Origin of the sequence: Vibrio sp. 10N.286.49.E11 (assembly GCF_041469505.1) — a bacterium.
Classification (GTDB): Bacteria; Pseudomonadota; Gammaproteobacteria; order Enterobacterales; family Vibrionaceae; genus Vibrio; species Vibrio crassostreae_C.
In genome coordinates this window covers 17,794-29,263 of record NZ_JBFRKQ010000041.1, presented here as the reverse complement: position 1 = coordinate 29,263, position 11,470 = coordinate 17,794, and the positions used below count along the sequence as shown (strand labels likewise).

Annotated in this window: 8 protein-coding genes; 4 read left to right on the top strand and 4 right to left on the bottom strand. The window is 43.9% G+C overall.

Translation table 11 applies throughout. The features are described from left to right. Positions 1 to 53: 53 nt before the first annotated feature. Together AB4167_RS09365 and asnB are read left to right on the top strand one after the other, a co-directional pair. Positions 54 to 1,640, top strand: a complete 1,587-nt coding sequence (locus AB4167_RS09365) for a cation:proton antiporter family protein (protein WP_017062195.1) — start codon at positions 54 to 56, stop codon at positions 1,638 to 1,640. A 235-nt stretch (positions 1,641 to 1,875) separates the two neighbouring features. Then, positions 1,876 to 3,546 carry an asparagine synthase B gene (asnB, locus tag AB4167_RS09360; protein WP_102320162.1) on the top strand — a complete coding sequence of 557 codons (1,671 nt, stop codon included), beginning with the start codon at positions 1,876 to 1,878 and terminating at the stop codon, positions 3,544 to 3,546. 78 nt (positions 3,547 to 3,624) lie between these two features. On the opposite strand, the gene rfaH is transcribed toward asnB, so the two are convergent. After that, on the bottom strand, positions 3,625 to 4,131 hold the full coding sequence (rfaH, locus tag AB4167_RS09355) for a transcription/translation regulatory transformer protein RfaH (RefSeq protein WP_017068990.1): 507 nt from the start codon (positions 4,129 to 4,131) through the stop codon (positions 3,625 to 3,627). 501 nt (positions 4,132 to 4,632) lie between these two features. Between rfaH and AB4167_RS09350 the strand changes: the two genes are divergently transcribed. After that, positions 4,633 to 6,018 (top strand): peptide MFS transporter, encoded by a 1,386-nt coding sequence (locus AB4167_RS09350; protein WP_372136439.1) that lies wholly within the window; start codon positions 4,633 to 4,635, stop codon positions 6,016 to 6,018. Between the two features lie 90 nt (positions 6,019 to 6,108). Here the strand turns inward: AB4167_RS09350 and hemH are convergent, their stop codons facing one another. The 3 genes from hemH to htpG all read right to left on the bottom strand — a co-directional run bounded on the left by hemH (position 6,109) and on the right by htpG (position 10,287). Beyond that, entirely contained in the window at positions 6,109 to 7,071 is a 963-nt protein-coding gene (gene hemH / locus AB4167_RS09345; RefSeq protein WP_372074678.1) for a ferrochelatase, read from the bottom strand. Positions 7,072 to 7,348: 277 nt separating this feature from the next. After that, positions 7,349 to 7,993 (bottom strand): adenylate kinase, encoded by a 645-nt coding sequence (gene adk, locus AB4167_RS09340; RefSeq protein ID WP_017062200.1) that lies wholly within the window; start codon positions 7,991 to 7,993, stop codon positions 7,349 to 7,351. 389 nt (positions 7,994 to 8,382) lie between these two features. Then, positions 8,383 to 10,287, bottom strand: a complete 1,905-nt coding sequence (htpG, locus tag AB4167_RS09335) for a molecular chaperone HtpG (protein WP_017062201.1) — start codon at positions 10,285 to 10,287, stop codon at positions 8,383 to 8,385. Positions 10,288 to 10,558: 271 nt separating this feature from the next. On the opposite strand from htpG, the gene AB4167_RS09330 reads away from it, so the two are divergent. Further along, positions 10,559 to 11,470 carry a transcriptional regulator gene (locus tag AB4167_RS09330; protein WP_372136438.1) on the top strand — a complete coding sequence of 304 codons (912 nt, stop codon included), beginning with the start codon at positions 10,559 to 10,561 and terminating at the stop codon, positions 11,468 to 11,470.

Genomic DNA, 11,470 nt, shown 5'->3' with positions numbered 1-11,470 from the left:
GTTTGTATAAACACGGCCCGTTTTTTTAAGCTAGGGAACTACAACAACAAGTTATGGAACTTATATTAATATCCACTGCGTTTATCGCAGGATTTATTGCTTTAAAGTGTCACCTTCCCCCATTAGTTGGTTTTTTGGTTGCAGGCTTTGGGCTTTTTGCCTTTGGCTTTGAAACCAATGACACCATCATTACTTTAGCTGACCTTGGTGTCACGCTGCTTCTATTTACTATCGGCTTAAAGCTCGATATCAAAACCCTACTCTCTAAAGAGATCTGGGCTGGCGCGACAATCCACAACCTTTTGTCCACTCTGTTTTTCGCCGTCGCCCTGTTTGGCTTTAAGTTCTTAGGTATTTCATCGCTAGCTGCCATGTCGGTAGAACAGATCGTTCTGCTCGGTTTTGCTCTTTCATTCTCTAGTACTGTATTTGCGGTTAAGACTCTGCAAGAGAAAGGCGAAATGAATGCGACCTACGGAACGTTAGCGATTGGTATCTTGGTCATGCAGGATATCTTCGCCGTAGTATTCTTAACGGCTTCTACGGGCAAAATACCTGAGTGGTATGCAATTGCTCTGTTTGCCCTACCCTTATTACGCCCACTGTTCTACAAAGTGCTCGATTGGGTTGGTCACGGTGAGATGCTGGTTCTTTCCGGCATCTTCTTCGCATTAGTCGTCGGTGCTGGTTTATTCCATTTGGTTGGTGTGAAACCAGATTTGGGGGCTCTTGTTCTAGGTATGTTACTTGCTGGTCACCCAAAAGCCTCAGAATTATCAAAGTCGCTGTTTAACCTTAAAGAACTTTTCCTTGTCTGTTTCTTCTTGAATATTGGTCTGTCAGAGCAACCAACCATTCAAGGCTTTATGCTCGCAATCTTGTTCTTGCTGATGCTGCCTGTGAAAGGTGTTCTCTACTTCTTGGTACTCAACCGCTTCAAGTTCCGTGTTCGAACGTCTCTACTTGCCTCGCTATCACTGTTTAACTATAGCGAGTTTGGCCTCATCGTTGGTGGTCTCGCCTTCAAGATGGGTTGGATGTCGGGTGATATCTTAGTTGCCGTTGCCATTGCAGTTTCACTGTCTTTTCTAATCGCTGCTCCTTTAAACCGAGCTGGTCATAAGCTTTATCAGCAGTCAGGTAAATGGCTAAAAGAGCATGCGTCAGAAAAGCTTCACCGACGTGATAAGCGAATTGACCCTGGTCGTGCCCAAGTGCTTATTCTAGGTATGGGCCGAATTGGTACCGGTGCTTATGACGAATTACGTACTCGCTATGGCAAGGTCAGCCTAGGTGTAGAAGTGCGTGAAGAAGCCGCGCACAACCACAGAAGCCAAGGCAGAAACGTGATTTCTGGCGACGCGACTGACCCAGATTTTTGGGAGCGAATTCTAGATACAGCAAACGTAAAGCTGGTGATTTTGGCAATGCCTCACCACCAAGGTAATCAAACCGCTTTAGAACAATTAAAGTCACGTAACTTTAAAGGCCAAATTGCGGCTATTGCTGAATATCCCGATCAACTCGAAACACTGAAAGAGAATGGCGTTGATGCGGCATTTAACATTTACAGCGAGGCTGGTAGTGGTTTTGCTCGCCACGTTTGCGAACAGTTAAATCCAAATATCAATAAAATCTAGTATTAGACAGTGTTCAACTAAACCTCTCAAAACTGCCTATTTTTCGCACTTTTGAGAGGTTTTTGTTTAAAAAACCAACCGCAATTAAACATCACACACCAAAAGCACATAAAAATTAGATAATTTCTAACAGAACACCCTTTATATTATTTTTTTGCTCACATCCGGTTGCTTTTTTTAGCCAGAATGGCAAATTGAATGCAGTTGATTTGGAAATTATTTAAAAGGAAGTTCTATGTGTTCAGTATTTGGCATTCTCGACATTAAAAGTGATGCCGCAACACTTCGCCCTATTGCTTTAGAAATGTCTAAGAAGCTTCGTCACCGTGGTCCAGACTGGTCTGGTATCTATGCTGGTGAAAAAGCAATCCTTGCTCATGAACGTCTTGCTATTGTTGGCTTGAACAGTGGTGCTCAACCACTATACAGTCAAGACAAAAAGCACATTCTTGCAGTAAACGGTGAAATTTATAACCACAAAGAACTTCGTGCACGCTATGAAGATAAGTACCAGTTCCAGACTGATTCTGACTGTGAAGTTATCCTAGCGCTATACCAAGAGATGGGTGCAGACCTTCTAGAAGAGCTTAACGGTATTTTCGCATTCGTTTTATACGACGAAGAGAAAGACGAGTACCTAGTGGGCCGCGACCATATTGGTATCATCCCGCTTTACCAAGGTTACGATGAGCACGGCAACTACTACGTGGCTTCAGAGATGAAAGCATTGGTTGAAGTATGTAAGACGATCAGTGAATTCCCTCCAGGTAGCTTCTACTCTTCGAAAGATGCTGAACCTCAACGCTACTACATCCGCGATTGGAACGAGTACGCTGCGGTACAAGGCAACAGCACAAGCAAAGAAGAACTGACTGAAGCGCTAGAAGCAGCCGTTAAACGTCAACTAATGACTGACGTTCCTTACGGTGTACTTCTATCTGGTGGCCTGGATTCATCAATTACTTCAGCAGTTGCAAAACGCTTTGCGGCAATGCGTATCGAAGATGATGAGCAATCTGAAGCTTGGTGGCCACAACTGCACTCGTTCGCTGTTGGTCTTGAAGGCGCACCAGACCTTATCGCTGCTCGTGAAGTTGCGGACAAGATCGGAACTGTGCACCATGAGATGACTTACACTATTCAGGAAGGCCTAGACGCAATCCGTGACGTTATCTACCATATCGAAACTTACGATGTAACGACGATTCGTGCATCAACGCCAATGTACTTGCTGGCTCGTAAGATCAAAGCGATGGGCATCAAGATGGTACTTTCAGGTGAAGGTGCTGATGAAATCTTTGGTGGTTACCTGTACTTCCATAAAGCGCCAAACGCGAAAGAGTTCCACGAAGAGACAGTACGTAAACTGCTTGCTCTAAGCATGTTCGACTGTGCTCGTGCAAACAAATCGCTAGCGGCATGGGGTGTTGAAGGCCGTGTACCATTCTTGGATAAAGAGTTCATCGATGTCGCAATGCGTCTGAACCCTGAAGATAAGATGTGCGGTAACGGTAAGATGGAGAAACACATCCTGCGTGAGTGTTTTGAAGACTACCTACCAGATTCAATCGCATGGCGTCAAAAAGAGCAGTTCTCTGATGGTGTTGGCTACGATTGGATTGATACATTGAAAGCAACGGCTGAAGCAAAAGTAACGGATCAACAAATGGAAGCTGCTAAGTTCCGTTTCCCTTACAACACGCCAACAACCAAAGAAGGTTATGCTTACCGTGAAATCTTTGAGGAGCTATTCCCTCTAGAATCTGCGGCAGAGTGTGTACCTGGTGGTCCTTCAGTTGCTTGTTCATCAGCGAAAGCGATTGAGTGGGATGAGTCATTCAAAAACTGTGTCGACCCATCAGGCCGTGCAGTACAAGCCGTTCACAACGATGCTTACAACGCTTAGAGCGTTTTGAACAAATCCTAAAGACTAAAAAAGGCGCATTATGCGCCTTTTGTTTTAAGCCTATTTTTATTACTGCAGTTATGCGCGAGCTTGTAGTGCTTCGTTCTCAATACTGATTGGAACGACTTGGCTGATCATTTTCACCAGCATAATCGATCGAGCCTCACCGTCTTTCTGATCGAAAATAGCTTCAACCCCAGCAAATTGGCCACTCTGAATCTTAACTACCTGTCCAGATTCAAACTCAACACAACAATCTTCCACTTCGTTACTGCAGCACTTCTCAAACTCTTTAAGTTCAAACACCAAGTCTCCTTGGACCTCGTGCGGCAGTGAACCGAACTTAATAAAGTCCACAACGCCACGTGTTGAACGAACGGTCGTGAAGCTAGGACCTTGCTCATAGTCGAAGCGAACAAAGATGTAAGACGGAAACAGCGGTTCTTTGACCTGCTTTTCTTTCCCTCTCACCACCTTTTCGACTTCTATTTGAGGGTAAAAGCACTCTACCCCCTGATTCTCTAAGTGCTGCTGAGCGCGTTTTTGATCACCACGCTTACAGTAAAGCAAATACCAACGTTTCATTTGACTAGCCATTTTATATTTTTAGATATTTTACCACATGCCTAAAACGGTTAAATCACCATTAATAAAATGAATCGTTGCTAACGAAAAATAATGCGTAGCAGACCAATTTATCAACAAAAAGTTATAGGTGTCGGAGTGGTTAAGCATTGTACAGAGATCATTTAGAGATCAAAAGACTCATTGTTGTAAGCATATGTATGCCCCAGCTAATGCGCATGCCACTCCCTTAAAACTCAAAATGATACACCAGAGCAATATATCTAAAGATTTTAATTCAACACAACTTTAATGAAGGTTATTAACCAACCAACTCAAATCTGGAAAATTAGTTTGCAGCACATCTAAAATGGGCAACATTAAAAATAAAGATATTTAATATCAACATCTTAGTTAAACCAAGTTGTCGTGACCATAAAATAAGTCTATTGCAGACTTTTATCCCACTGTGTATACATGAATGACTATAAAATCTTTTAATACCTAAAATTAGTAAAACTTATGCCAAGCAACCACAACATCTTTGGCCACCCTAGAGGCCTATTTCTACTTTTTAGCACAGAGCTATGGGAACGTTTCTCTTACTATGCGATGCGTGCCATCCTTGTCTTATTTTTGACTGACACTACCCTCAACGGTGGACTGGGTTGGTCAACGAAAGACGCACTCGATCTCTACGGTATTTACACCGGCTTAGTCTACATCACACCATTAATTGGTGGCTGGATTGCCGATAACTACCTAGGTCAGCGTAAATCAATTATGATTGGCGGTGTATTGATGGCACTTGGCCAATTTACAATGGCTCTACCTAACGGCTTCATCGGTTTAGACCAAGTGAACGCGCTGTACCTTGGTTTAGCACTGCTAATCAGTGGTAACGGTATGTTTAAGCCGAACATCTCAACCATGGTTGGCGATCTGTACCAAGAAGGCGATAACCGCCGTGACGGTGCTTTCACCATTTTCTACATGGGCATCAACTTAGGTGCGCTGCTTGGTGGCTTAATTTCAGGTGCTGCTGTCGATTCATTCGGTTGGAAAGCAGGTTTCCTAGCCGCTGGTATTGGTATGGTTATTAGCTTGATCATGCAAGTGACAATGGCTCAGTCTTGGTTGGGCAACATCGGTTCTGTACCTGCTGCTGCAAGAGCGAAAGCACTAAACAAATCTAAAGAAAAAGCGCCACTGACCAAAGAAGAGTTCGACAGACTAAAAGTGATTCTTATCATGGGTCTGTTCGTGATTGTTTTCTGGGCGGGCTTTGAACAAGCTGGCGGCCTAATGAACATCTACACTCAACAATATACTGACCGTATGATTGGTGGCTTTGAAGTTCCTGCTGCGTGGTTCCAATCTTTGAACCCATTCTTCATCATTACACTTGCTCCAATCATTGCTGCGTTCTGGGTGAAACTGGGTAAGCGTGAACCCAACTCTCCTGTTAAGTTTGCAATGGCATTGTTCTTCTTAGCACTGGGCTTTGTGTGCATGATGGGCGCGGTAATGGAGCAAGGCGGTGACCTAACCGTGAAAACATCAATGCTATGGCTAGTCGGTGCTTTCTTCTTCCATACCCTTGGTGAGCTTTGTCTATCGCCTATTGGCCTGTCGTTGGTCACTAAGTTAGCTCCGCTTCGCCTAGCATCATTGATGATGGGTGCATGGTTTGGCTTCAATGCGGTGGCAAACTACATGGCAGGCCTGGTCGGTTCTCACGTTGGTGAGCTTGGTGCTATGTCAATCTTCAGTGGTATTGCTATCACAGCAACGGTGAGTGCCATATTACTGCTGCTTTGTGCTGGTAAGCTTGTATCATGGATGCATGGTGTAGAAACCAACATGACGCTTGAAGCAGAACCAAAAGCAGAAACTTCGGTCGCTTAATAGCTAGATCGATTTCAAGAAGAAACATCAAGATCAAAAAGGGCTGCTCAATGAGCAGCCCTTTTGTTATCTATTCAATCGCCATATCAGTTAGCGATGAAGCGCCACTAGTTCAGCCATCATGTCGATGTGTGAGTCTCTGTCGTTCAGACACATAATGTAGCTAAAGTCCGAACCACCAGCGTCAATGAACGTCTCTTTACACTGGTCTGAAATCTCTTCCAACGTTTCCAAACAGTCAACTGAAAAGGCAGGTGCCATGATGTCGATCTTCTTGATGCCTTTACTCGGCAGTGACTCAAGTGTCTCGTCAGTGTATGGCTTCAACCACTCTTCTCGACCAAATCGCGATTGGTATGTCATGGTGATATCGTCCGCTGACAAACCTAACTCTGCCGCAAGCAGCTTTGTTGTCGCTTCACAATGCTGAGGGTAGATATCGCCTTCATCAGCCAGTCGCTTCGGAATACCGTGGAAAGAACACACTAAATGATCGGCTCTGCCATTTTTATCCCAATGACTGCGGACGCTTTCAGCCAATGCTTTTGCATAGCTTGGGTGCGCGTAGTAGTCGCGAATAAAGCGATAGCTCGGGATAACTGGCATCTGCTTAAAAGCTTTGGTTAAGCCATCAGAAACAGCCGCTGTCGTTGTACCTGAGTACTGAGGGTACAAAGGCAATACAATAACGTCTTCAACGCCCTGCTCCATCAGTTGTTCGATACCCGTCTTAAGGCTTGGGTTACCATAGGTCATTCCCAATGCAACCGGCATCTCTAATTTTTTCTCTAGCTTTTCCGCTTGTCTCTGCGAGTAAACGAGCAAAGGTGATCCATCATCCATCCAAACCGACTGATATAGCTTCGCAACCTTAGGTGAACGAATAGGAAGAATCACCCCATGCAGAATAGGACACCAAAGCCAACGAGTTAGGTTTACAACTCGCTTGTCGTGTAAGAATTCACTCAAAAATCGACGAACGCCAGCGGGGGTCGCCGCATCTGGCGTTCCTAAGTTCACCAGTAAAACGCCCTGCTTTTTATTATTTTCCATAGATACCTGAGACCAATATGTGATTTTCTGGAAAGTAATATACTAATCTGCATAAGTTTAAGATCATTGCGCCTCAATGAAAGTCTGAATAATCATTCTTCATATGAGATACACAACATCCACTCTCAATTGCTAGCCACTGCCGTCGGGTCTGAACCGTTCTGAATCATGTGCAATCAAGTTATATAGATTGGTATCGTACTAAAAATTGAAACAAAAAAAGCGACCCTTAAGGTCGCTTCCAATATATCAAATTCTAAAACTGGCTGTTAGCCAATTATGCTAGTGCTTTCTCAAGTTCTGCACTAACTTCAGCAACTTGCTTAGTACCATCAAACTTAAGGTACTGAGTGTTGCCTGCTTCAGCTTCTTTACCGTAGTAAGAGATTAGCGGAGCTGTTTGATCGTGGTATACACCTAGACGTGCACGAACTGTTTCTTCTTTGTCGTCATCACGTACCACTAGGTCTTCACCCGTTACGTCATCTTTACCTTCTTCTTTAGGCGGATTGTACACAGTGTGGTATGTACGACCAGAAGGAAGGTGAGCACGACGACCAGCCATACGCTCAACAATCACATCGTCAGCTACGTCAAATTCAACAACGTAATCAACAGCGATGCCCATTTCTTTTAGGCCATCAGCTTGTGGGATTGTGCGTGGGAAACCGTCTAGTAGGAAACCTTTCTCACAGTCATCTTGAGCGATACGCTCTTTGATAAGACCAAGGATAATTTCATCAGAAACTAGCTGACCAGCGTCGATTACTGATTTTGCTTGCTTACCAAGCTCAGTACCCGCTTTGATAGCAGCACGTAGCATGTCACCAGTTGAAATTTGAGGGATACCAAATTTGTTCATGATGAAGTTAGCTTGAGTACCTTTACCCGCGCCAGGAGCACCTAGAAGAATGATGCGCATGTTTAATCCTCTTATAAAATTATGATTTATACCGAAGCTCACTATCCCTCCATTCTTGCTCATTTTTAGGATGAACAGAAAGCGTTAAGTAACCATTGAGGCTAAGCAAAACTGTGAACAGAAGCAAAACGGTAAGTTTCGGTATAACGTTTAAAAATCATACAACTGGAGATAGTCGCTTCTTAGCCCCAGCTGATTAGGTCGAGCATTCTATCACATTAATATTCAATTTGGCTGAATTTACGACTAAAGAATGCATCGACAACATTTGTTGTGACGATAACGGTGACGTTGACCACGTTAGGTCAATTTTCAACGAAGTTCATAAAAAAAAGCCCGCATTTGCGAGCTTTTTATTGTAATTGTTGGCTTAACCTAAAGTCGAAAGACTAACGCTTTGTTAGTAGCTCGTTGATTGCACCCAAGAATTGTGACGGATCTTCCATTGAGCCCTTTTCAGCCAGCATCGCTTGACCAAGTAGCAACTCAACCCAACGACCAAACGCTTGCTCGTCTGCTTCGTCAGCCATCTGTTTAACCAGTGCGTGCTCAGGGTTAATCTCGAAGATGTACTTCACTTCCGGTGCCGCTTGACCCGCAGCTTCAAGAAGCTTCGCCATTTGCGTGCCCATTTCGAAGTCGTCAGTCACAACAACCGCAGGTGTTGTTGCTAGCTTGAAGGTCGTACGAACTTCTTTAACACGACCACCTAGGTAAGATTGAGTGCGCTCTACAACAGATTTGAACTCTTCTTCTGTCTCTTTTTGCTTCTCTTTCTCTTCTTCACCTTCAAACTTGCTTAGGTCTAAGCCTGCTTTAGTGATCGATTGGAACTGTTTACCGTCGAAGTCAGTCAGGTAGTTCATTACGTACTCATCAATACGATCGTACATTAGAACCACTTCAATACCTTTAGCTTTGAACTGCTCCAAGTGTGGGCTGTTCTTAGCGGCAGCGTAGCTATCTGCTGTCAGGTAGTAAATCTTATCTTGGCCTTCTTTCATGCGCTCAACGTAAGATTCTAGGCTGATGGTTTGTTCAGCAGAATCCACTTCCGTTGACGAGAAACGAAGTAGACCAGCGATCTTCTCTTTGTTCGCCATATCTTCAGCCGGGCCTTCTTTCAATACTAGGCCGAACTCTTTCCAAAACTCTAGGTACTTATCATTGTCATTCTTCGCCATGCGCTCAAGCATAGTCAGTACACGCTTGGTACATGCGCCACGAAGAGACTGAGTTACCTTGTTGTCTTGCAGGATTTCACGAGACACGTTCAATGGCAGATCGTTTGAGTCAATCAAGCCACGAACGAAACGCATGTAAGATGGCATGAACTGCTCTGCGTCATCCATGATGAATACACGCTGCACGTAAAGTTTCAAGCCACTCTTGTGGTCACGGTTCATCATGTCCCAAGGTGCTTTCGCTGGGATGTAAAGCAGGCTTGTGTAATCGTTCTTACCTTCAACCTTGTTGTGGCTCCAGGTTAGTGGATCAGCAAAGTCGTGAGATACGTGTTTGTAAAACTCTTGGTACTCTTCTTTCTCGATATCAGATTTGTTGCGAGTCCAAAGTGCTTGCGCCTTGTTGATCTGTTCCCAATGTTTCTCTTCGGTGTCTTTACCTTCGTCATCTTTCACTGCTGTGAAGATAGAAACAGGAATGCCGATGTGGTCAGAATATTTACCAATCACTTCACGCAGACGCCACTCATTTAAGAACTCTTTACCGTCTTCACGCATGTGCAGAACGATGTCAGTACCACGAGACTCTTTAGTGATGTCTTCGATTGTGTAATCGCCTTCACCTGCAGAGTGCCACTGAACAGCTTCATTGTTCGGCAGGCCAGCTGCACGTGTGCGAACCGTTACCGCGTCTGCGACGATGAATGCAGAATAGAAACCCACACCAAATTGACCAATCAGTTGAGAGTCTTTGCTTTGGTCTTCAGACAGCTTTGAGAAAAAATCTGCAGTGCCTGACTTAGCAATCGTACCTAAATGCTCAATAACGTTGTCGCGGCTCATACCGATACCGTTATCAGAAATGGTTAACGTGTTTGCTTCCGCGTTGAAAGAAAGTTTTACACCTAGATCTGCATCACCTTGGTAAAGGTCACCGTTCGATAGAGCTTGAAAACGAAGCTTATCAGCCGCGTCAGATGCGTTAGAGATCAGCTCACGTAGAAAGATTTCTTTATTTGAATACAGTGAGTGAATCATTAGATGAAGTAGTTGTTTTACTTCAGATTGAAAGCCACGAGTCTCTTTATTTTGCGTTGCCGTTTCGCTCATTTTTACTCCAAAACATCTATACTTTATGTTGAATAATCATAGGGGCGTAACACTTGATGCCACTCTTCTGTTCATTAACATGAGGATGACAAATGTAAATTCAAGGTCAAAAATCATAAAAACACTGTTTTTTTTATCTGTTTTTATTATCCTTGAGCCGGATAAATATAAAAGAACATAAAATAAGCCATGATTTGGTGAAGAATTAACGGAACTTCACCTGAGATTTGTCTATTTCTCCCCCCAAAACAATCCAAAATAGAAGAATTCAATGAGTAATATCGGCACAAAGTTTATTCTCGCACAACGGTTCGTATTCGACCCAAACAGCAATTCACTTGTCGATCAAATGAGCGACGGTGAAGTCGTACGTCTTGGTAGCAATGAAAGCCGCATTCTCTTGATGCTGTCAGAAAGGCCTAATGAAGTTATCACTCGTAATGAATTGCATGAGTATGTTTGGCGAGACCAAGGCTTTGAGGTGGATGACTCAAGCTTAACGCAAGCCGTATCGACTCTGAGAAAGATGCTCAAAGACTCAACCAAATCTCCTGAATTCGTAAAAACAGTACCTAAGCGCGGCTACCAATTTATTGCGACCGTTGAACGTTCTGCGCCACTGTCATCAAATGACCTGCCAGTAGCCGCTGAAATTGCAGAAAATGACGTTGAACCTATCCTAACGTTTGCAACGCCTGCAGCGACTGAACAAGCAATCACTGACACATTTGAACCTGAGCCAATTACAAAAGTTCAACAAACTAAGGTGGCAGTAGAACCAGCAACCGCTCCTGTTGTAGCTCCGGCTAAAAGCACCAATAAATGGTTAACATTTTGGTTACTGCTTGCCGCTTTCATCATGCCGATTTTCGTTTTAACGTTTACTACCTCGGTGGAGTCCGAGTTCACGGTTTTGACTGAAGTGGATGGTGTAAAGGTTCAATCACCGGTTAACCACCCAGACCTCAGCAGTTGGCTGCCAGCAATAGAAAAGTGTGTATTAAGTTACAACACGAGTCACACTGGTGTGCTAAAGCCGACAGAAGTGATCGCGACAGGTGGACAAACCAATAACCTTGCCCTCAACTACATTCACCCGCAAGATTACTCGAGCGAAAATGTAACCCTAAGAATTTACGCAAATCAGTCGGATGTAAACGACATTTGTAACGGTGGTAAGTAA